The sequence below is a fragment of the uncultured Litoreibacter sp. genome (genome assembly GCF_947487515.1).
GTDB lineage: Bacteria > Pseudomonadota > Alphaproteobacteria > Rhodobacterales > Rhodobacteraceae > Litoreibacter.
On record NZ_CANKWO010000004.1, the window covers coordinates 210,015 to 229,443 of the forward strand.

16 protein-coding genes and 1 tRNA gene are annotated in these 19,429 nt (G+C 56.1%); 9 read left to right on the plus strand and 8 right to left on the minus strand.

The window, feature by feature from the left end; all coding sequences use genetic code 11:
• Positions 1 to 16: 16 nt before the first annotated feature.
• Positions 17 to 232: a hypothetical protein gene (locus tag Q0746_RS15040; protein WP_298261725.1), complete on the minus strand. Its 216-nt coding sequence runs from the start codon at positions 230 to 232 to the stop codon at positions 17 to 19.
• A 136-nt stretch (positions 233 to 368) separates the two neighbouring features.
• Here Q0746_RS15040 and Q0746_RS15045 point away from each other — a divergent pair, with 136 nt between their 5' ends.
• The gene (locus Q0746_RS15045; protein ID WP_298261727.1) at positions 369 to 629 is read left to right on the plus strand and encodes a DUF2312 domain-containing protein; all 261 of its coding nucleotides are present in this window, start codon (positions 369 to 371) and stop codon (positions 627 to 629) included.
• 5 nt (positions 630 to 634) lie between these two features.
• Here Q0746_RS15045 and Q0746_RS15050 read toward each other — a convergent pair whose 3' ends face one another.
• Positions 635 to 1,507 carry a hypothetical protein gene (locus Q0746_RS15050; protein ID WP_298261729.1) on the minus strand — a complete coding sequence of 291 codons (873 nt, stop codon included), beginning with the start codon at positions 1,505 to 1,507 and terminating at the stop codon, positions 635 to 637.
• Positions 1,508 to 1,655: 148 nt separating this feature from the next.
• Between Q0746_RS15050 and Q0746_RS15055 the strand changes: the two genes are divergently transcribed.
• A tRNA-Thr gene (locus tag Q0746_RS15055) sits at positions 1,656 to 1,731 on the plus strand.
• Between the two features lie 347 nt (positions 1,732 to 2,078).
• Here Q0746_RS15055 and Q0746_RS15060 read toward each other — a convergent pair.
• Together Q0746_RS15060 and Q0746_RS15065 are read right to left on the minus strand one after the other, a co-directional pair.
• Positions 2,079 to 2,951: an MBL fold metallo-hydrolase gene (locus tag Q0746_RS15060; protein ID WP_298261731.1), complete on the minus strand. Its 873-nt coding sequence runs from the start codon at positions 2,949 to 2,951 to the stop codon at positions 2,079 to 2,081.
• A gap of 3 nt (positions 2,952 to 2,954) precedes the next feature.
• A complete protein-coding gene (locus Q0746_RS15065; RefSeq protein WP_298261733.1) occupies positions 2,955 to 4,067 on the minus strand; it encodes an S-(hydroxymethyl)glutathione dehydrogenase/class III alcohol dehydrogenase in 1,113 nt (370 codons plus the stop codon).
• Between the two features lie 277 nt (positions 4,068 to 4,344).
• Between Q0746_RS15065 and Q0746_RS15070 the strand changes: the two genes are divergently transcribed.
• Entirely contained in the window at positions 4,345 to 5,109 is a 765-nt protein-coding gene (locus tag Q0746_RS15070; protein WP_298261735.1) for an SDR family oxidoreductase, read from the plus strand.
• 60 nt (positions 5,110 to 5,169) lie between these two features.
• On the opposite strand, the gene Q0746_RS15075 is transcribed toward Q0746_RS15070, so the two are convergent.
• The 4 genes from Q0746_RS15075 to Q0746_RS15090 form a co-directional block, all read right to left on the minus strand.
• Positions 5,170 to 6,510, minus strand: a complete 1,341-nt coding sequence (locus Q0746_RS15075; protein WP_298261737.1) for an HlyD family type I secretion periplasmic adaptor subunit — start codon at positions 6,508 to 6,510, stop codon at positions 5,170 to 5,172.
• Positions 6,503 to 8,557 carry a type I secretion system permease/ATPase gene (locus tag Q0746_RS15080; protein ID WP_298261739.1) on the minus strand — a complete coding sequence of 685 codons (2,055 nt, stop codon included), beginning with the start codon at positions 8,555 to 8,557 and terminating at the stop codon, positions 6,503 to 6,505. The genes Q0746_RS15075 and Q0746_RS15080 overlap by 8 nt, the downstream gene beginning before the upstream one ends.
• A gap of 14 nt (positions 8,558 to 8,571) precedes the next feature.
• The gene (locus Q0746_RS15085; RefSeq protein ID WP_298261741.1) at positions 8,572 to 10,566 is read right to left on the minus strand and encodes a type I secretion protein ATPase; all 1,995 of its coding nucleotides are present in this window, start codon (positions 10,564 to 10,566) and stop codon (positions 8,572 to 8,574) included.
• A 174-nt stretch (positions 10,567 to 10,740) separates the two neighbouring features.
• Complete coding sequence (locus Q0746_RS15090; protein WP_298261743.1) at positions 10,741 to 12,465, minus strand: hypothetical protein; 1,725 nt, start codon at positions 12,463 to 12,465, stop codon at positions 10,741 to 10,743.
• An 812-nt stretch (positions 12,466 to 13,277) separates the two neighbouring features.
• Between Q0746_RS15090 and Q0746_RS15095 the strand changes: the two genes are divergently transcribed.
• The 6 genes from Q0746_RS15095 (at position 13,278) to Q0746_RS15120 (ending at position 19,427) form a co-directional block, all read left to right on the plus strand.
• Positions 13,278 to 14,000: a response regulator transcription factor gene (locus Q0746_RS15095; RefSeq protein ID WP_298261744.1), complete on the plus strand. Its 723-nt coding sequence runs from the start codon at positions 13,278 to 13,280 to the stop codon at positions 13,998 to 14,000.
• A 10-nt stretch (positions 14,001 to 14,010) separates the two neighbouring features.
• A complete protein-coding gene (locus Q0746_RS15100; RefSeq protein WP_298261746.1) occupies positions 14,011 to 14,511 on the plus strand; it encodes a hypothetical protein in 501 nt (166 codons plus the stop codon).
• Between the two features lie 202 nt (positions 14,512 to 14,713).
• Positions 14,714 to 15,706 (plus strand): UDP-glucuronic acid decarboxylase family protein, encoded by a 993-nt coding sequence (locus Q0746_RS15105; protein ID WP_298261748.1) that lies wholly within the window; start codon positions 14,714 to 14,716, stop codon positions 15,704 to 15,706.
• Positions 15,703 to 16,704: a UDP-glucose 4-epimerase GalE gene (gene galE, locus Q0746_RS15110; protein WP_298261750.1), complete on the plus strand. Its 1,002-nt coding sequence runs from the start codon at positions 15,703 to 15,705 to the stop codon at positions 16,702 to 16,704. The genes Q0746_RS15105 and galE overlap by 4 nt, the downstream gene beginning before the upstream one ends.
• The gene (locus tag Q0746_RS15115; protein ID WP_298261752.1) at positions 16,688 to 18,541 is read left to right on the plus strand and encodes a glycosyltransferase; all 1,854 of its coding nucleotides are present in this window, start codon (positions 16,688 to 16,690) and stop codon (positions 18,539 to 18,541) included. The genes galE and Q0746_RS15115 overlap by 17 nt, the downstream gene beginning before the upstream one ends.
• Positions 18,537 to 19,427: a glycosyl hydrolase gene (locus tag Q0746_RS15120; protein WP_298262151.1), complete on the plus strand. Its 891-nt coding sequence runs from the start codon at positions 18,537 to 18,539 to the stop codon at positions 19,425 to 19,427. The genes Q0746_RS15115 and Q0746_RS15120 overlap by 5 nt, the downstream gene beginning before the upstream one ends.
• Positions 19,428 to 19,429: the final 2 nt, after the last annotated feature.

Here is a 19,429-nt window from a genome sequence, read left to right on the forward strand (position 1 = left end):
GCTTTGATTGGCGACTTTACCCGAGGATGATCCCGATCACGACCATCATCAACCCGATGGCAGACAGCAGCAACGCACCGAGGTTCAAGCCAACGGTGGTCTGCATAACAGCGCGCAGGTCCTCGTCACTCAGACCCTGCTTTCGCGCCCGCGTTACTTTGACAATGCACCAAACAAGACCCAAAAGTCCCATCACGGTAATCACGGCCCCAAGAGGGATAAGATTGGACATGTCGTGCTCTCCTAATACGTCTTTGGCGGTGGCCTAGCCCAGTCCGAGGTCTGTCGCAACCGTTTGGACCTTGTAGGTCGCGGCGGGGCTTAGTATCTCGGGGGCTCTGATCTACATAAGCGCAAGGAACCATGCCATGTCTGACACCTCCGTCGTTGATAGCACTTACCGTGTCACTGCAGATGAACTGCGCCAATTTGTAGAGCGTCTGGAACGCCTTGATCAGGAAAAAAAGGACATCGCGGAAGCCGCCAAGGAAGTCATGTCAGAGGCCAAAGGCCGCGGGTATGACACCAAAGTTCTGCGCAAGGTCATGGCGTTGCGCAAACGCGATCCACAAGACATCTCCGAAGAAGAAGCCGTACTTGAAATGTACAAAGAAGCCTTGGGAATGTAATCCTGCTACGGCGTCATGAAGGTGACGCCGGGCATTGCATCCAGCAACTCTAGGTCGCGTTCGTACAATTCTGTCAGCTGGTTGACGTAAGCGTCGGTCCAGCCCGGAAGGTCGATTTCCTGCTCCATGGCCTCTGCGCCAAATTTGTCCAAGAAGGCGGCCACAATGCGTTGCCGCTGATCTTCGGACTGCGGCGGGTGTGCTTCCAGATAGCTTTGCAGGCGGTTCAGCCCGCCGCGCCCCATGATGGTGCCCAAAAACTCGTTCACCGTTTCAAATTTGAAATCGTCAGCTGTGTTGGCGATGGCTTGGAGGATATGCGGCCAAAGCAGGGGCGTGTCTTCGTTGCACCAGACGGTAATTGGCGCATCTGGCACATTGGTGCGCATGCGTGAAATAAGTTCAGACCAGCGCATCGCCATGGGATCGGCACCGTCAAGGAAGGCCTCAAAATTGGGATTCTGCGCCCGCGCAAACACAGCAGGCAAGAACGTCGCAGGATTCCTAAGCCCGATACAAAACCGAACCTCCTCACGCGAAAACAAGTTGCGCAGCCGTGCAGCCTTGAGATTCACGGTAGGGTAGAGCTGCCCTTGCTGGACACTGCGCCCAGGGACGCAGAAGAAGCTTTCATGACCCAGAATCAAACGCTCGGCGTGATCCTCATCCATAATGCTATCCAGCAAGGCTTCTTGCGTCTCAATCGGAGCGACATCGCCAACCAAAGCTTGCATGGTTTCGCGAATAGCGGGGCGGTAGCGAGAGGGAGTCGGCACAACAATGCCGCGCTTGGACAGCGCCTCTTTGTTTTTGTATAGGCATTTCAGAAGGTTGTCTTCATCTGTGCTATGTGCGCCCACGTGCAAAACGATTTCCATCAGGGTGAAGCCTTGCGTCTATCTAAGGAATTCCACCTATGTATCGGGGCCGGATGCCGCAATCAAACGTGAAAAATAACGGATGTGAAAAATGTTGCATTTACGGTCTTGCGAAGCCGCTCAATCTCGCATTATAAGCCCGCCTAGTGCCCCTATAGCTCAGCTGGTAGAGCAACTGATTTGTAATCAGTAGGTCCGCGGTTCGAGTCCGTGTGGGGGCACCATTTTACATTGTATTATATGGCACTTACAGGCGTTGATGCTTGTGGCTTCTTTGGGCGCATCGCTTAGATCGCGCCCTAAGCATTGGTGGCGAATGGGGCATCTCAGAGGCGTAGAGGCATGTTGTTAGGTCTTGATCGGGGCGTTTTGGTCTAGGGTTGGCTGCCGCCATGTGGATGGCGATTGCGCAGGCTGACTGAAAAGGCCACTGTTTGTTTTCAGCGCGATTTCTTACCAGAAAGAGAACGGATAGTTCCCTTATGCACAGATGTCTGGCGGGTTGGAACCAAGCCTGCCGGAGTTTGCGAATGAGTCGATGTTGAGAGCACAAGAGCCTGCGCGCGACATCTCAAAGCTTGTTGATAGGCACCTTCAAATAGACATCGCCATCGTCATCCGCAGGGGGCATTTTTCCGGCATTCATGTTGACTTGTATGGACGGGATGATCAGTTTCGGCATGGCCAATTGCGCATCGCGCTCCGTCCTGAATGCAACGTATTCTTCTTCTGATTTGCCGCCCCCGACATGGATATTGGCAGCTTTTTGCTCGGCAACAGTGGTTTGCCAGCAAAATGTGTCGCGGTCCTTGGTTTTATAGTCGTGGCAAAGAAACAGCCGCGTGTGGTCGGGCAATGCAAGAATGCGTTGAATAGAAGTGTATAACTCAGTCGCCGAGCCACCTGGGAAATCGGCACGGGCGGTGCCGAAATCGGGCATAAACAATGTATCCCCGATAAAGGCCGCATCCCCGATGACATAGGTGACGCAAGCAGGGGTGTGACCCGGGGTATGCATCACCTCGACGTCGAGACCGCCGATCGAAAAGACATCCCCTTCGTTGAAAAGCTGGTCGAATTGACTGCCATCCATTTCGAATTCGGTGCCCGCGTTGAAAATTTTGCCGAACACCTGTTGTACTGCCGCGATATTGGCCCCGATCGCGATTTTGCCGCCCAGTTTCTCGGCAAGATATGGCGCGGCCGACAAGTGGTCCGCGTGAACATGCGTCTCCAAGATCCACGCGACTTGCCAGCCGTTGCGGTTGATTTCATGGATAAGCATGTCGGCATGATTGGTGTGGGTCCGTCCGGCCGCTGCGTCAAAGTCCAAAATGGAATCGATAATCGCCACGGCATTAGAGGCCGGATCCTTTACGATATGGCAGGCAGCATTGGTGGTCTCGTCAAAGTAGGTGTGAACTTCTGGGACGGACGGCTCCATGGCTTAGAACTCCACGACTGCGCGGATCGACTTGCCTTCGTGCATCAGGTCAAAGCCGTGGTTGATATCTTCCAGCTTCAGCTTATGCGTGATCATCGGGTCGATCTCGATTTTGCCGTCCATATACCAGTCAACGATCTTTGGGACATCCGTGCGGCCGGAGGCACCCCCAAATGCGGTGCCACGCCATGATCGACCGGTGACCAATTGGAAGGGGCGGGTGGAAATCTCTGCGCCGGCAGGGGCCACGCCGATGATGATGCTTTCGCCCCAACCCTTATGCGCCGCCTCTAGGGCTGTTCTCATCACCTCAACATTGCCGGTCGCATCGAAGGTGTAATCTGCGCCTCCGCCCGTCAGCTCTACCAAATGCGCGACAAGATCGCCTGACACATTCGACGGGTTCACAAAGTCGGTCATGCCAAATTTTTTGCCCATGTCGACCTTGCTGTCATTCAGGTCAACGCCGACGATCTGGTCAGCGCCAGCAAGGCGAAGCCCTTGGATAACGTTCAGGCCGATGCCCCCCAAGCCGAAGACAATGGCGGTGGAGCCGATCTCGACCTTGGCGGTATTGATCACGGCCCCGATGCCGGTGGTGACCCCGCAGCCGATGTAGCAAATTTTGTCGAATGGCGCGTCTTGGCGCACCTTTGCAAGCGCGATTTCCGGCACCACTGTGTGGTTGGCGAAGGTTGAGCACCCCATATAGTGATGAATTGGCGTGCCATCGAGCATGGAAAAACGGGTCGAGCCGTCGGGAAGCAATCCTGCCCCCTGTGTCGCGCGGATGGACTGGCACAGGTTGGTTTTCGGGTTCAGGCAGTATTCGCACTCGCGACATTCCGGAGTGTAAAGCGGGATAACGTGATCCCCCACTTCCAGACTGGTGACCCCTTCACCCACTTCGATAACCACGCCCGCACCTTCATGCCCTAGAATGGCTGGAAAAATGCCCTCGGGATCATCGCCGGAGCGGGTGAATTCATCGGTATGACACAGACCAGTGGCCTTGATTTCTACCAGAACTTCACCAGCCCGTGGGCCTTCCAAGTTCACTTCCATAACCTCTAGTGGTTTCCCAGCCTCAAGGGCAACGGCCGCGCGTGTTCGCATTTCATACTCTCCAAAATACGTCTTGATCTTTTAATTGATTGCCATTCACTGTGTGAGTTCACGTGTCGGATTACAAGAGTGTAGTTTCAATATGGCTCTCAAATTGCTTCACATTTTGTACGAAGTGAACGCCTCGGTAGGGCGCGCCGCCGCTGGATGCGGAAGGTGCACAAACTGGGAAGGCCTGAAGACCCATCTTCCGACATTTGTCCCGTCGCGGCAGCGCATATGAACAGATGTGCCGCCTAGGGGCATGACAGCAAAAGGATGCAGTAAAATGACCCTTCCATCGACCCCCAGCTTCAAGCTCTCGGGCAAACGCGCCCTTGTCACAGGCGCGTCCTCTGGCATCGGGCTGGCCTGCGCCGTGGCCCTCGCCGAAGCGGGGGCGGAGGTCACCTTGGCAGCAAGATCCGCGGATAAACTGAAGGCGATCGCCCAAACGCTTGGCGACACGGGGTTCAAAGCAGACGTGCTGCCACTGGACGTGTCGGACATCCCCGCCATGCAAGCCGCCGTGGCGCAGGCTGGCCCCTTCGATGTTTTGGTGAACTCGGCGGGTTTGGCCATCCATTCACCTGCGGTGGACACCTTGGAGGGTGATTTTGACCGCGTGTCGGACCTGAATTTTAAAGGTGCGTATTTCCTGACCACCGCCGTCGCCCAAGGCTTGATCAAGGTCGGGAAGTCGGGATCGCTTATCAACATCACCAGCCAAATGGCCCATGTCGGCGGGATAGATCGCGCCGTCTATTGTGGCACCAAACATGCGGTCGAAGGGTTCACCAAGGCCATGGCCATCGAATGGGGCCCACATGGTATTCGGGTCAACACGATCTGCCCGACCTTCATCCGCACCGCCTTGACTGAGGTAACTTTTGACAATCCCGAGCGGGTCAAATGGATCGAAGAGAAGATCAAGCTGGGGCGCGTGGGCGAAGTCACCGATATCATGGGGCCGGTGGTCTATCTGGCCTCTGAGGCATCGGCGTTGATGACTGGCACGCATCTGTTGATCGACGGCGGTTGGACCGCTGACTGACGCCTCAGCAATGCTGACCCCCATGGTGTTGAATTGGCCCGAGGCGCAAGCCGTGACGGCTTACTGCTCGCGAAAGGCGCGGTTCATGCTGTCGGTGATCGGCTTCACCAGATATTGGAAAAATGTGCGGGCTTCCGTGCGGATCATGATTTCAGCGGGCATGCCGGGGGCAGGGGTGAAACCACGCACGCGGTCCAATTGCGCCGGAGAGATCGACACGCGCGCAAGATAAACCTCTTGCGGCATTTCCTGACGGCGATCCAAAATGGCATCCGCAGAGACATAAAAAACCTTGCCTTCCAATATCGGAGTGGTGCGGGCGTTCAAGCCGGTCAGACGGACAGTCGCTATTTGTCCTTGGTGGACCACATCAACCTCGGTCCGTGGGATGCTGACTTCGATAATCAGTGGCTCCCCCGTGGGCAGGATTTCTGCAATGGCTTTGCCGGTTTCCACGACGCCGCCTGCCGTGTGATAATGCAAGCTGACGACCGTGCCAGACACTGGTGCGGTGACTTCCGAGCGTTTGAGGACGTTTTCCGCCCGTCGCACTTGTTCGCGCACACTCTCTAGTTCTGATTGGACCAATTGTAACTCGTCCAAGGCGGCGCTTTGGCGCTCGCTTATGGTTTGGTCAATTTGTGCGCCGTAGCGTTGGGTGACTTCCGTGATCTCGTCGACCTCGGCGCTTAGTCGGCCCATTTGACCTTCGGCCTCCGCTATTGCGCGCCTGAGTGTGTTTACTTCGGTACGCCGGATTAAACCGCGCTCTAGCAATTCGGTCTTGCTGGCCAGATCTTCGCGCAAGATTTCCAGCTGGGTGTGCGTGGCGTCCAATTGATGCCCATACCCAGAGGCACGGACGCTCAGGGCTTCGATACTTTGCTCCAAAAGGGCGATATCGTTGCGCAATTGGCGACGTGCGGCGTCAAAGGTGATGGTCTGGCCATCCAACATTGAGGCCACGCCAAAATCTGCCCGTAGTTTTTCGATGTGATCGGGGAAAATCAGGCGATCCTTGTCCGAGTACTCGGCCAAAATGCGTGTCTCCATGGCCTCTAGGCGAACTTGGCGCAAAAACAATTCGCGTTCGGTGGCGAGGGCCGCTGTTTCATCCAGCAGCAAGATCGGTTGGCCTTTTTCCACGGTGTCACCCTCACCGACGAGTATTTCACTTATGATGCCGCCCTCAAGATGTTGCACGATTTTGTTGCTGCCGGTGGCCACGAAAGTCCCAGGCGCGATGACGGCGGCGGCCAGAGGGGCCTTAAGCGCCCAATAGCCAAAGCCCCCGAAAGTCACGACCAATAAGAACAGGCCAAAGACGATGTGCCGCGACACCGAGCGGGGGACCTCCGCGTACCATTCTAAGGGGGCGGGCTGGGCGACTAGGTTAGGCATTTGGCAGCCCTCCTTGACCGGTTTGATTGGGGGGCAGGGCGCCGCCGGATCTGCTTCGCTCTGCCAATTGGGCAAGGACCTGTTGCCGGTGCCCAAATAGGCCGATATTGCCGTCCGCCATCATCATGATCTTGTCGACGACGCTGAGCAGGGATGGTTTTTGCGTGATCACCACGACGGTGATCCCGTTTTGGCCCGCGTGTCTGATGGCGTTGGCCAAGGCACGGTCGCCTGCCGTATCAAGGTTCGAATTCGGTTCGTCCAGCACCAGCAAACGCGGGTTACCGAAGAAGGCGCGGGCCAAGGCGATGCGTTGCTTTTGCCCGCCAGACAGCGGAGAGCCATCAGCCTGCACCATCGTCTCGTAGCCGTGAGGCAGCATCGCGATCATGTCGTGCACATCGGCCAGCATGGCGGCGCGGTGGACGTCTTCGTCACTGGCGCCCGCCCGCATGCGTGCGATATTGGCCTTAATGGAGCCGGGGAAAAGCTGCACATCCTGAGGCAAATACCCAATGTTTTCCCCCAATTGCCGCGTATCCCAATTGCGCAGGTCCATCAGATCAAGGCGCACGTTGCCCGATGTGGGCAGGATCGAGCCCACCAACATCTTGCCCAATGTGGTTTTTCCAGCGCCAGAGTTGCCGATCACGCCAAGCGACTCCCCGGGGTTCAGGCTGAAGGTCAGGCCGTTTAAGATGACATGCTTGGTGCCGGTGGGGACGAATAGCAGCCGCTCTACATTCAGGCGGCCTTCGGGATTGGGCAAAACCAGCTTTTCGAACTGTTCGACCGAATTGTGCATAAGCGTGCGCACGCGGACATAGGCCGAGCGCGACAGGCTGTACCCGTTCCACCCCTCAATGGAGCCCTCGATCGGGGCCAAAGCACGCCCCGCAATGATCGAAGCCGCAATCACCATGCCGCCCGTTATTTCGCCTTGGATGGCCAAATAGGCCCCCCAACCCAACATGGCAATTTGCGTCAACAAGCGCGCCGCGCGCGAAACCGCCGCCCAAGCGATATTGCGATCTTGGGCTTTGACCTGCGAGCCGAGGCTGTCAGCGGTGTCTTTGCCCCAAAGGGCCACAGCTTCTGGCACCATCGCAAGGGCGTTGATGATTTGGCTGTTGCGGGTCATGGAATCCAAATGCATGTTCGCCTTGCTTTGGGCCATGTTGGCTTGGGCAAAGGGCTTGGCGGTGACCTTTTGGTTTATAATCGCGATCACCATCAAGATCAGCGCGGTGGTAACCACGATCATCCCAAGATGCGGATGAACCAGAAAGATCGCGAAGATAAAGAACGGGGCAAAAGGGACATCCAGAAAAGAGATCAGCGTGCCGGAGGTCAAGAACCCGCGCAGTTGCTGCAAATCCCCCAAGGTTTGATACTGGCGCCCGTTGTCATGAAGCGACGCATGGGCCGCGGCGCTTAACACAGGCGCCCCCAGCCGCACCGCAACTTCGACGGCCGTTCGCATCAAGATAAACCTGCGCACGGCATCAAAGATGGCCTGCAACACCACCGCCCCCACGATAACCGTTGTCAGCATGATAAGCGTATCCATCGACCGGCTGGTCAATACGCGGTCCGAAATTTGAAACAAGTAGATGGGGATCGCCAGCACCAGAAGATTGGTGGCGCAGGTCAGCAGCATAACGAAGGCGAGATTGCGTTTAACGACCCGCGTACCGGCGTTGAGCTGTTGCACGAACTGGTCGGGGGCGGCGCGTTTATGAAAGCTGGACGAACCACCGCCACCACCACCGCCGCCGCCCTTGCCGCCGTTGGGCGGTGTCGGGGGCGTGCCGCCGGCCGTTGGTTTCAAAATCGGGCCAGTGTCGCCCTCTATCACTGTGTCACCTAAAGGGTTGGCCGCTGCGGCCCCTGACTTTTTGCGCTTGCTCAAAAACTCAGGGGCGGCGTCGGGGGTAATACGTTGTTCCACCTTCAAAATCAGGGGAGGAAGGGGGGGCTTCTTAGGTTTTTCGGGGTGCGCCTTACGCAGCGCGTCGTTGAAACTTTTTACTTCGGTCACAGTCATTTATTCTTATCCAATCAAGCCAGCATCGATTGCATTACGTCGGAAGACGCGGTGCTTTCGGATGCGGTTGCAACTATGGCGCCGTCCTCTGGAGCGCTTTCCGGCCCCATCATGTCCTCAGCCAAGAAAGCCACCGCTTCGTTTGCCAAAGCAGGCATATCGACCCCCAATGGATCGGCGTCTGTATCAATAAGTTCGGCTTGGTAGAGCAGCGCGTCGTCATAGACCTCGCCCTGAACGGACACCACAGAGTCGACGCCAAACTCATTGATGGTCGCGAGGTTCAGCGTGGCATTTGACCCCGTCGTCACGGTGGCGGAGAGCCCCGTGGACCCCTCCAAGTTCTCCATCGCGAGGTGCACCTGATCAGAGTCGCCCAAGATATTGGTCTGCTCCACCCAGTTGATGGTGGTCAGGTCACCCTCAATGTAGAGAACGCGCAGAATTTCGATGCCCTCAAAGACACTGTCATGCGCCACAGAGGTGTTGATGGTCTGCGCACCATCGGCGAATTGGTCGCTAGCGGCGGCAAAATTATCTTGCATATCGGTATATGTGTCGACACCGGTTGAGGTGATTTCTGCGTTGTTAAACAACAGGTTGTCACCACCACTTAAGCTGGCGGAGATCGCGCCGCTCATGGTCACCGCATCATTGTCGATCAACACATTGATCTGGCTGACCCAATTGAGCGATATCATATCGCCGCCCACCATGATCAGGTCATAGCCAAAGCCCAACTCCGACAGATCGGTAAGATTGAGGACAGAGTTATCCCCCATCCCGATGTATGTATTGGCGCTGCCAAAGCTGATCTCAGCGCTGTCGTAATCAGTGACAAAGCTGAATTGGGTAATCTGGTTCACGGCGATCAAATCGCCATCAATCCGCGTCACCGCCCAATTGGAAGGCAAGCCACCGGTCACTTCGGCCTCGGCGTCAGGGGCGGGGGTGGTGGAAATGGCCAGAAGGGAGGCGGCATTTATCGCGACAGAGGCCGCATTTTCGCTCGGCATGCCACTGTCGCGGTCCATCAGCATATTCACCTGCGAGATCACGTCCAATGTGATGACATCCCCCATGACGGACATGACGGGGGCGTCCAGCCAAGCGGAGTTTATCACGACCTCATTCACCAGAAGATTGGCACCTGTCACAACTGCGTGGCCGTCCTCAATGTCGATGAGGCTTGTGTCGCTGTATCCGGCGTCCAGCCCCTCAAATGGGTCGATGGGGGCGGGGTCTTGGAGGGTGGTTTCGGCCGGATCGTCATCTTGTGTCTTGAAGGCTGGCAGCAGCTCTTCCAAGACCGGTGCGACTTCGGACAAATCGCCGTTGATATGTAACCCGCTGGCGTCATGGCCGTGGATCATCTCCGAAGTGACACCTGACACTGTGCTGGCTTGGGCGCTGGCGAGCGTGTCATGCAACCCGATCGCGTCGCGACCGGCTGTGTCACCAGGTGTAATCATTGACGAAGCCACAGGCGCTGCAATCGACAAAGCGATGCTTTGGGCGTTCTGAAGCTGTTCAAGGAAGACATTTGGATCTGTGAAAACGGTGTCCCCATTGCCAAGAATGATCAGGTCGTTGTCGGTCAAATAGGCATGCTGGGCGGTGATCACTGCGACACTGGCAGGGGGCTCAAGGGACAGTGTTGCGCGGCCCGGTCCCGAAACAGGGCTCCCATAGGTCGCCTGTCCCACAGGGCCTGCGGCAATGGCGGCAGCGATGCTGCTATCTGGGAAATACCCGTCTGCGAAGAAAGGGTAGCCGACATCGCTTGCGGGCAGAAACGAAGGGCCGTCAGAGTAGCGCAGGCTCGGGGTAAACCCTTCCAGAGCATATTTCGCGGTAAAGGTGATCCCCGCTGTACCCAGAGGATCATTCTCGGGATTGGCTGCGATCAATGCCTTGAACTTGTCATAGGCTTCCCGCATCCGTTCTTCTTCCAAGGTCGTTTGAAAAATGCCGACCATATGCGCGACCATTTCGGTCATTTTGTCCATTAACATAGCAGCCCCTCATTACGTTTAATTGGGTGCCCGCCTTGGATAACCGTCTTTTGTGCTGTGGTATCCGCAGCTGAGTATTGAAAGTCTTGAAATGGAATTACTTTGAAATTGCTTTGAAATTGGGTCTGAGCCCGAAAGGATCGGGCTCAGATAGGTTTGTGTTAAAGTCTAGGTGCCATCGCCATCGTCGCCGATGTAGCTGGAGCTGAACGAGCCGCCAACAACTGTCATATCAACAGTGTTTCCTAGCACGTTTGCACCTTGAACGATGGTCTGGTTGAACGCAGACGTATCGATCTGGGATGCCGCGGAAGCAAAGCTTTCACCGGTGACATATCCGTCATCACCATTGTTCGAGCCCCACATGCCGGCGTTTCCGCCGTTTCCGCCGCCGCCAGCATAGGCATCGCCGCTTGCACCGCCGGTACCACCACCAGCGTTGACGCCGCCAACCTGTGCTTGACCGCCATAGCCGTCACCCGTGGCACCGCCCCAAGCGTGACCGCCGTAGCCGTCACCACCTTGGCCGCCATTGGCCCCATTCGAGCCGCCGTAGCCTGCAGTGCTGTTGAAGGCACCGGATGCAGCTCCTGCGCCGCCGCCTTCACCACCGGTTGCATTGCCTGCATCAGCAAGACCCGCACCAGCACCAAGAGCACCCGACAACGCACCGGCGTCTCCGCCTTCACCGCTTTGTCCTACGCCAGCCCCGAAGCCCGCACCCAATGCATCTGCATCAGAGGCCCCAGTGCTTCCACCGGCTGCGCCACCAAGGCCAAGCCCCAGCAATCCAAGGCCAACACCAAGTGCGCCCGCGTCGCCAGCATCGCTGCTGTCTGCTCCGGCACCCGCAGCACCAAGGCCTACGCCTGCGCCGCCTGCATTGCCGGAATCGCCGCCATCAGCATTTGCGTCTGACACACCTGCGCCGACACCCAGACCGGCCGCGACAGACGTTGCTCCGCCGCCGTTTCCGCCGTCTGCATCAGCATCCGAGGACGCGCCGCCAAGGCCGACACCAAGACCCACAGCCGTACCGGCCGCACCAGCACCGCCGGTTCCGCCAGCTGAGGCCGCGTTGCCGCCGTTGCCACTTGCGCCACCGGTTGCACCCGCAGCACCCCCGATACCAAGCCCGCCAAGCGCAGACCCGCCATCAGAGTAAGCGTGACCTTTGCCGTCGCCGCCCGCTGCACCAGCGTCAATGCCGTCGTCAGCTTTCGCGTGACCACCGGAAGAGTTGTTGGTTTGGCTCAGGCTGCCGCTGTTGGACACGTGATCCAGGCTGTCGTTGTCTGTCAGCTTGTTGGACTGTGTGTTGACTGTGGCGGAATCATTGCCCGCGCCATTCAAGGCATCGTTCAAAATGTCCTCGATGTTCATGTCGTCGCCTGGGCTGTAATTCATATCCCCTTTGGCCATGACGATGTCACCAGTGGCGGAATGGTCCAGATCAATATCCGCGAAATCGTCATCGGTTGGCACCCAGCCTTCCATGTCGATATCCACCAATACGTCTACATTTGACGAATTATGGTTGGCGTTGATGTTGCCATTCAGGTTGCCATTCACGCTGCCGTTCAGGTTGGCGTTGGAGCTGGCGTTCGAGTTCCCGTTCAGGTTGCCGTTTCCATTTCCGTTCAGGTTGCCGTTCCCGTTCAGGTTCCCGTTGCCGTTGAGGTTCCCATTCCCGTTCCCGTTCAGGTTGCCGTTTCCATTGCCGTTGGTATTCCCGTTGTCGTTATCATTGTCGCTGGCGGAATACTGGGCTTGACCTTGCAGCTGGGCCTGAAGTGCGGCCTGAGCTTGCGCTTGCAGCTGATCTTGGTCCTGTTCTTGGTCCTGATTGCCATGACCCCCGATGGGGAAAATAAAGTTGTTCTTATTGGACATTTGGATTTCTCCGTAAAAATCATCTACGGGATCGCCATTCTATGTAAAACGATCAACGTGTAGGTGATGTGTTGTTTTGAATTTTGGTCTGAGAACGCCGGATGATGACTCGATCCGAGGTTCTTTGTGTCGGGTTGGTTCAATATCTCGTTCGCAGCACCCCCATGCAATTTTCGCTAGAGCAGAAACGCCGCAGTGATTCGGGCTAAAGGCCCCGCGCCGTTTCCCGAAAACCAAGGTCAAAAGGGACTTTGGCTGTTACGGATAATTCGCAACCTCCTAAGCTTCTGCGCAAAAGGGGGGCGCTCGTAAGCTAGACATAGGGTTAGGATTGTCAGGGATTTTAGTTGTTTGTTTTTGAACGATAAAACGCCAAGTTACATCAAGGGATGTAGCTGGCGGTTTAGATATTCTTAGCCTGAAAGATGTGCGGATTTAGGCCGGTGAAACGCTCTGCGTGATCCACTGTACAGCGAAATAGGCGGACAATTGCCGTAATTTATGATAGTTAACAATTGGTTTAACAGCCTGTGGATAAGATTTTCAGCACTCTTCCACGGCTGGAAACTGATCTTGGGTCTCTGTGAGTTTTGGCAGGGCACATGAAGCTTCGGTGGGGGGATTTACCCCGAATTGCAGAAACTTCTTTAACCACGCACGCGTGGCAAGTGACGGTTTCAGACCATGATACACGCGTTGGTTCTTCGTACTTTGCCAAAGAACCAGTGAGCCGCGGCCGCTAGGGAAAGCGACAAGTCTTTGAGTATAGAGTTCTATTGTAATGTGTAGGAGGCCCGTTTTAGGGGGGTGACATGGAAGTTAGCGAGTTTAACAAAGTACAAAAGTCAGTTGGATGCGTTTTTGTCGGCAATCCGCTTAATTTTTCTGATACAGCCCTTCGGCTGGTCGAGGCAGAATTGCCGTTCTTTTCATGCATGCGAACGGCTGCAGTGAATGACCTGCTGTTGATGGAAAAAATCCGCGCCGATGATGTGCGCTTGATTGTCGTTGATGAAGCGATGTCCGAGGACTTAATCAAAGTCATTCCTCAGCTGCGCGCAGTATTCCCCTTGGCGGGAATAGTTCTGGGCTACCGAACGCCTCAAATTGCACATGCCGTGATGGGGCAGGCAAATGTCAATCCGGCTTGGGGCGACATTAGCTATTTGCCCATGGATGTGAGCGTAGATTGCTGGTTGTCCGTTGTGCGGCTGCTGTCCTCTGGGGCACATTACATCCCATCACAGCTGTTCCACGCAGAGGGGCACCCGCCCGAGGCTTTACCGCAGACGGCCCCCAAAGAAACCTGCACAGCGCCGTCTTGCACGACCGATACGGATTTCCACCTGACCGTCCGCGAAGAGCAGGTTTTGAAATACGCAGCCGAGGGCAAGCAAAACAAGATAATTGCGGATGAATTGAACCTGTCCCAGCACACGGTGAAATTGCACATGCACCACATTATCGCAAAGCTTGGGGTTCATAACCGCACCGAAGCGGCGAACTGGTATCATGGCCGCGCTCAGCGAAACTAGGGAGCAGGCCATGTCAGCGCAGAGCACGTCAATTGACTTCGATGCGTTCCTGTTGCTGATTGGCAAGCTTAACTATTCTTGGACCAACACCGAGAGCCTGTTGATCCATTTGATCGCGGGCCTTTCGGGGATGGACAAGGAAATCGCGACAGTTGTGTTTTTAACTTTAAATACAACGCGCGCGCGCATCGATATGGTTGAACGCCTGTCAAAACTGCCCCGCGTGGCCGACGCAGAGCGTGCGCATATACTGGCGTTGACCGGACGGATACAGCGGCAGTCAGCTTTGCGAAACAGGTACAACCATTGTATCTATGCATTTGATAGCGAAGGGGAAAATCCAAAGTCTATTTTGATGCGCATCGCGGATCGCAAGGATAAACTGATGATGGGACAGATTAACGACCTTGATGCTGCTGCAGCCGAAGCCGTTGAAACGGCCATCTCGGAGTTGCAGTCGATCAATAAAGACATCTGGGCGGCGGTGCGCATTTATAGCTACCCCGACTAACCCAATTGTTAGCTTACCACCTTCGGCCTAGTCCCCTAGAATTTATGTATATTTTAATTCGACTTGGGGCTGCTTATTAATCTGTTTCCTGCGAGGGGCCTACAACGGGCCTACATGAATTTCACCAACCGGCACACATCCTGCAGGCCACACTTAAAGCAACAGCTGTCTCCCATAGTCGATTGGTTCGGGGGTCACTGTTATGTCTGTATTTGCACCAAGTTTTCAACTGAAACGGCGCCGCATTCTTGTTGCGGGCGGGGCCGGATTTCTGGGCGGGCATCTTTGCGAAAAATTGCTAGGTGACGGGCATCTTGTGACCTGTTTGGACAATTTTCAAACCGGACGACTAGAAAATATCGAACATTTACTCTGCAATCCTAGATTTACTTTGATACGACATGACATCGTCAATCCGCTGCCTGGAATTGGGGATGCGGACCAAGTGTACAACCTTGCCTGTGCGGCCTCTCCTCCCAAATATCAGCAAGACCCAATTCACACATTCAAGACCAATATTTTCGGCGCGATACATCTTTTGGAGTACGCCAAAGAGCAAAATGCGACGATCCTGCAATCCTCCACATCTGAGGTTTATGGCGATCCGAAAATCAGCCCTCAGCCAGAAACCTATCTTGGCAATGTGAACACTGTCGGCCCGCGGTCTTGCTATGATGAAGGGAAGCGTGCGGTTGAAACCTTGTTCTACGAATATCGGACGCAACATGGCCTCAACACGCGCATCGCGCGGATTTTCAACACCTACGGGCCGCGAATGTCCCCAAGTGACGGGCGTGTGGTTTCTAACTTTGTGGTGCAAGCCTTGGCTGGGAAGGACGTCACGGTTTACGGGGATGGCAGCCAAACGCGATCGTTTTGCTATATCAGTGACATGATTGAGGGCTTGATGGCGCTTATGGCGGCCCCCAGCGGTCAGGGCCAGCCGGTCAACTTGGGCAATCCGACCGAGTTTACGATACTGGAGCTGGCCCAAACGGTGATTGCGCAGCTCAACTCAACGTCCAAGTTGAAGTTCGTCGCGCTGCCGGTGGATGATCCGATGCAGCGCAAGCCTGATATCTCGCGGGCGCGCGATTTATTGGAATGGGCGCCTCAGGTTGCTTTGGCAGAGGGCTTGGCAGAAACGATACCCTACTTCGCAGCACATGCAGCGCATAAGTTGGTCGCGGAATGACATCGCAGCGGTCCATATGTTTGACCGGCGGGGCGGGCTATATTGGAAGCCACGCCTGTCTGGCCTTGGCGGCGCGCGGCGTCAGCCCTTTGACCGTCGACGATCTGTCAACCGGATCTGAGGATGCGGTCAACTGGGGGCCTTTGGTGGGGTTGGACATTCGTGAAACCGACAGGCTCGCGACCGTTTTGAAGAAGCACTCCGTTGACACGGTTTTGCATTTCGCGGCGTCGGCCTATGTCGGGGAATCCGTGGAAAACCCGCAAAAATACTATGACAACAACGTGGGCGGCATGTTGTCACTGTTGAACGCTTGCAAGGCCGCAAATGTGAAAACCTTTGTTCTTTCAAGCAGCTGCGCGACATACGGCGTGCCCGAAAGAGTTCCTGTCACCGAAAGCAGCCTGCAAAACCCGATCAACCCCTATGGCAGAACCAAACTGATCTGCGAGCAGATGCTGCACGACTACGCTAGCCAATCCGACATGGCCTACAGCATCTTGCGCTACTTCAACGTGGCAGGGGCAGACCCCAGCGGCGCCTTGACCGAGCGGCATGATCCCGAAACCCATCTTATCCCACTGACCTTGTTTGCAGCTGCAGGCAGGATCCCCAAGCTGACCCTGTTTGGGGGCGATTATGATACCTCTGACGGAAGCTGTGTGCGCGACTATGTGCATGTGTCAGACTTGGTTCACGGCCACATGCTTGCGCTGGAGTATCTGGAAGACTTTGGCGGCTCCTTAATCGCCAATCTGGGCAGCGGACAGGGCGTGTCGAACTTTGAAATTATCGATATGGTCGAGCGCTTAACGGGTCGCCAAGTTCCCGTTGAGATTGCCCCGCGTCGCCTTGGTGACCCTCCGGAGTTAATTGCGGATATATCCCATGCGCGCCAGCGATTGGGGTTTCAGCCGCAAAGGTCTGATCTGGGAACCATCGTTGCTGATGCTGCACATAGTTTTGGGGTGGAGGCTGTGCATGCGATCTCTGCCTAACCCCCATGTTGCCTACCGAGAGGCCATTTTGACGGGCCGCACTCGTGTGAAATACTGGGCCATTGCGGCCGCTTGGGTCGCGGCGGCCGGCTTCTTTTGGATATGGTGGTTGCAGCCGGAACATAACGTCGGTTGGGGGCGGTATGTGATTGTAAGTAGCTGCCTATTTTGGATTTACTTCCTTCAGGGTTACTTTGTTGCGATGTTTCTGCGCGCGCAACGGATCGCGGCGCATGTCGGCGTGCCCAAACCGGCACGCGTCGCCATGGTGGTGACGAAAGCCCCGAATGAACCCTTTGCCATTTTGCGCGAAACTCTGGGGGCAATGCTGGCACAAGATGTCCCGCATGACACTTGGTTGGCGGACGAAGACCCGCAAGCAGAGACCATTGAGTGGTGTGCTGCCCATGGGGTGAAGATTTCAACGCGACAGGGGGTTGCTGAATATCACCAACCGGTTTGGCCCCGACGCACGCGTTGCAAAGAGGGAAATCTGGCCTATTTCTATGACCACTACGGCTACAGTCAGTATGATTTTGTGGCTCAACTTGACGCTGACCACGTGCCTCAATCGGGGTATCTTCGCGAAGTGCTTCGACCGTTTTCCGACCCGTCTATCGGCTATGTCAGCGCCCCGAGCATCTGCGCGCAAAATGCACGCACAAGCTGGGCCGCACGCACTCGGCTCCATGCAGAAGCAATGTTTCATGGTGTGTTGCAAGCAGGGTATTCGAACGGCTGGGCCCCGATGTGCATCGGGTCGCATTACGCAGTCCGCACTGCGGCGTTGCGCCAAATAGGGGGCTTGGGGCCGGAGTTGGCGGAAGATCACTCCACTTCTCTGCTGATGAACGCCGCCGGTTGGCGAGGCATGCATGCAATGGATGCCATTGCGATCGGGCAGGGGCCGGCGAACCTCAGTGATCTGGTCACGCAAGAGTTTCAATGGTCGCGCAGCTTGCTGACCTTGTTGCTGGCGCATACGCCTCGCTACGTCCGGTCATTGCCTGCACGGCAAAAGTTCCAGTTCGTTTTCTCGCAACTTTGGTATCCGTTGTTTGCGGTCTTTATGGCTGTCATGTTTGCCCTGCCGGCGTTTGCGTTGCTGCTCGACACGCGGTTTGTCGATGTGACCTATCCGGCGTTTCTGCTGCATGTGTTTCCAACCATTGTGGTCTTGGTCGGGCTTGCCTTTGTGATCCGAAGGGACGGGTTTTTCCGCCCGCTGAATGCCAAGGTTCTGGGCTGGGAGAAGGCGCTGTTTGCGGCGCTGCAATGGCCGTGGGTTCTTTGGGGCTGCACGATGGCGGTTTGGGATAGGCTCTCGGGGAAATTCGTTGATTTCCGCGTGACGCCCAAAGGAGAGGCCGCGTCTGCCAGCGTGCCTTGGCGGGTTCTGGCACCGTATTTTGCGCTGGCGTCGGCCTCATTGGCGCCAGTGATCTTTGCCACGAATGTTGCCAATGCCGCTGGCTTCTACATTTTTGCACTGGTCAATGCGGCCATATACACCAGCCTGTTTGCCATCATTGTGACCAATCATCTGCGGGAAACCGGACAGCTTCGCCGGTGGATCGGCGCAGATGCCGCCTTGCAGTTTTCCTGTGTTGCGGCCCTTGGGGTGGCAATCTGTTACGGCGCGATGGCGCAGGGCCGAGAGGCTGCAATCGCCTTGGCGACAACGCGCGGTCAGGTGCAACTTTTGCACTCTGGCTTTGTGGTGGCTGGGGCTGGGCAGGGGGCACAGGGTCAACTGCATGTGGCCTACAACCCAAGCTGGGTATCGGATTTGTTAAAGGTTTACTTTTCTGGAGGGGAAGACATTGTTTCGCATTAAATACATCAGTTCAGTCGGGGCAGGCCTAGCGTTGTCGGCTAGCCTTTTCGCCTCATCTGCTTCGGCGCAATCCCTGCCGCCAGGGGAAATCCCCTTCGGCGTGTTTGATCCAGGTGGAGAATTCAGTGACGTCTCCGGAGTGGCCATAGAGCATTTGTTCTTGCCGTGGGAGGATGTGTTTCTTCCCAGTCTGGCAGAAGCCGAAAGCTACACCCGCGCCCGTGATCGTGCCTTGCTTGTTACCATCGAGCCTTGGACATGGTCGCGCGACGAACGCAACTCTCCGTCGGTTTTGCGCAATGGAATTGCCTCGGGCGCCTATGATCAGACGATGGGGACCGTCTGTGGGGCATTGGGGGCGCTGGAGCGTCCTCTTACGATCCGGTGGGCGCAAGAGATGGACGATGAAAGTGGCCAATTCATCTGGGCGGGCTGGAACCCACAAGACTACATTGATGCCTATCAGCGGATGATCGACGTCTGCCGCGTCGCGGCGCCCGAAGCGTCCTTCATGTGGTCGCCGCTTGGGTTTGAGAACATGGGCGATTTCTATCCAGGTGACGACTATGTCGATGTGGTGGGCCTGTCGGTGTTCAGTCTTGGTCCTTGGGAAAAACAAGTGTTGGGACAAGAACAAAGCTTCGATGAGATATTCGCGCCGCGATATGAGCGGGCCATGGCGTTCGGCAAGCCGATCATGGTGGCAGAATTGGGCTTCGTCGGGGATGCGGATCATATCGCGGCTTGGGACGCTGACGTGCGCAGCAAGTCGCAGCAGTATCCGGAACTTCAGGCGGTTGTGTATTTCAACCAGCAAGAGGTCTACCCGTGGCCCAACGACTTTGGCTTGCCAGATTGGCGGCGCACGGAACACCAGCTGAACTGACG

Excerpts from the sequence above, each read along its gene's own strand:
- Q0746_RS15040 (WP_298261725.1), bottom strand. The coding sequence starts at position 232 with ATGTCCAATCTTATCCCTCTTGGGGCCGTGATTACCGTGATGGGACTT.
- Q0746_RS15045 (WP_298261727.1), top strand. The coding sequence starts at position 369 with ATGTCTGACACCTCCGTCGTTGATAGCACTTACCGTGTCACTGCAGAT.
- Q0746_RS15050 (WP_298261729.1), bottom strand. The coding sequence starts at position 1,507 with ATGGAAATCGTTTTGCACGTGGGCGCACATAGCACAGATGAAGACAAC.
- Q0746_RS15060 (WP_298261731.1), bottom strand. The coding sequence starts at position 2,951 with ATGGAGCCGTCCGTCCCAGAAGTTCACACCTACTTTGACGAGACCACC.
- Q0746_RS15065 (WP_298261733.1), bottom strand. The coding sequence starts at position 4,067 with ATGCGAACACGCGCGGCCGTTGCCCTTGAGGCTGGGAAACCACTAGAG.
- Q0746_RS15070 (WP_298261735.1), top strand. The coding sequence starts at position 4,345 with ATGACCCTTCCATCGACCCCCAGCTTCAAGCTCTCGGGCAAACGCGCC.
- Q0746_RS15075 (WP_298261737.1), bottom strand. The coding sequence starts at position 6,510 with ATGCCTAACCTAGTCGCCCAGCCCGCCCCCTTAGAATGGTACGCGGAG.
- Q0746_RS15080 (WP_298261739.1), bottom strand. The coding sequence starts at position 8,557 with ATGACTGTGACCGAAGTAAAAAGTTTCAACGACGCGCTGCGTAAGGCG.
- Q0746_RS15085 (WP_298261741.1), bottom strand. The coding sequence starts at position 10,566 with ATGGACAAAATGACCGAAATGGTCGCGCATATGGTCGGCATTTTTCAA.
- Q0746_RS15090 (WP_298261743.1), bottom strand. The coding sequence starts at position 12,465 with ATGTCCAATAAGAACAACTTTATTTTCCCCATCGGGGGTCATGGCAAT.
- Q0746_RS15095 (WP_298261744.1), top strand. The coding sequence starts at position 13,278 with ATGGAAGTTAGCGAGTTTAACAAAGTACAAAAGTCAGTTGGATGCGTT.
- Q0746_RS15100 (WP_298261746.1), top strand. The coding sequence starts at position 14,011 with ATGTCAGCGCAGAGCACGTCAATTGACTTCGATGCGTTCCTGTTGCTG.
- Q0746_RS15105 (WP_298261748.1), top strand. The coding sequence starts at position 14,714 with ATGTCTGTATTTGCACCAAGTTTTCAACTGAAACGGCGCCGCATTCTT.
- galE (WP_298261750.1), top strand. The coding sequence starts at position 15,703 with ATGACATCGCAGCGGTCCATATGTTTGACCGGCGGGGCGGGCTATATT.
- Q0746_RS15115 (WP_298261752.1), top strand. The coding sequence starts at position 16,688 with ATGCGATCTCTGCCTAACCCCCATGTTGCCTACCGAGAGGCCATTTTG.